Below are 608 nucleotides of genomic sequence, written 5' to 3' on the forward strand. Positions count from 1 at the left end.
GGGCCACGACATCGCCGTAGAGCGTCACGACGAAGGGTGCGGCGCTGATCGGGAAGGCGTCCGCGAGCCCGGCAAACATCCCGGCCAGATCAGAACCTGCCTGATCCGCCAGAGTCTTTCGCGGCTGCATCGGCCCTGCCATCTCCGTCACGCTTCCCTTGCGCGAGCCTTGGCGAAACGTCACACACTGTCCAACTTTTTTTAACGGCCTGTGACGCTTTTCGCTATACATTGACCGACCGGTCGGCTAATGTCAGGCCAACAAGCAAGACGACTCGGGGAGAAGCACCGACATGGACGCCTTCATCTGCGACGCGGTCAGAACGCCCATCGGGCGTTATGCGGGGGCGCTGGCCGCCGTCCGCGCCGACGATCTCGCCGCGATCCCCCTCACCGCGCTGATGGACCGCAACCCGCAGGTCGATTGGACGAAGGTGGATGACCTGATCTTCGGCTGCGCCAACCAGGCCGGCGAGGACAACCGCAACGTCGGCCGGATGGCCGTGCTGCTGTCGGGGCTGCCGGTCAACGTGCCCGGGACGACGATCAACCGGCTCTGCGGCTCGGGCATGGATGCCATCGGACAGGCGGCGCGGGCGATCCGCGCC

1 protein-coding gene and 1 pseudogene are annotated in these 608 nt (G+C 66.0%); one reads left to right on the forward strand and one right to left on the reverse strand.

The window, feature by feature from the left end; all coding sequences use genetic code 11:
• On the reverse strand, positions 1-184 hold a 184-nt coding region (locus ACMUOY_RS20210), incomplete at its 3' end, for a hypothetical protein (RefSeq protein WP_413894525.1).
• A gap of 109 nt (positions 185-293) precedes the next feature.
• On the opposite strand from ACMUOY_RS20210, the pseudogene ACMUOY_RS20215 reads away from it, so the two are divergent.
• Positions 294-608: pseudogene (locus ACMUOY_RS20215) on the forward strand (3-oxoadipyl-CoA thiolase); the annotation flags it as partial.

It is taken from the genome of Candidatus Skiveiella danica (genome assembly GCF_022705245.1).
Lineage (GTDB): Bacteria > Pseudomonadota > Gammaproteobacteria > Burkholderiales > Burkholderiaceae_C > Skiveiella > Skiveiella danica.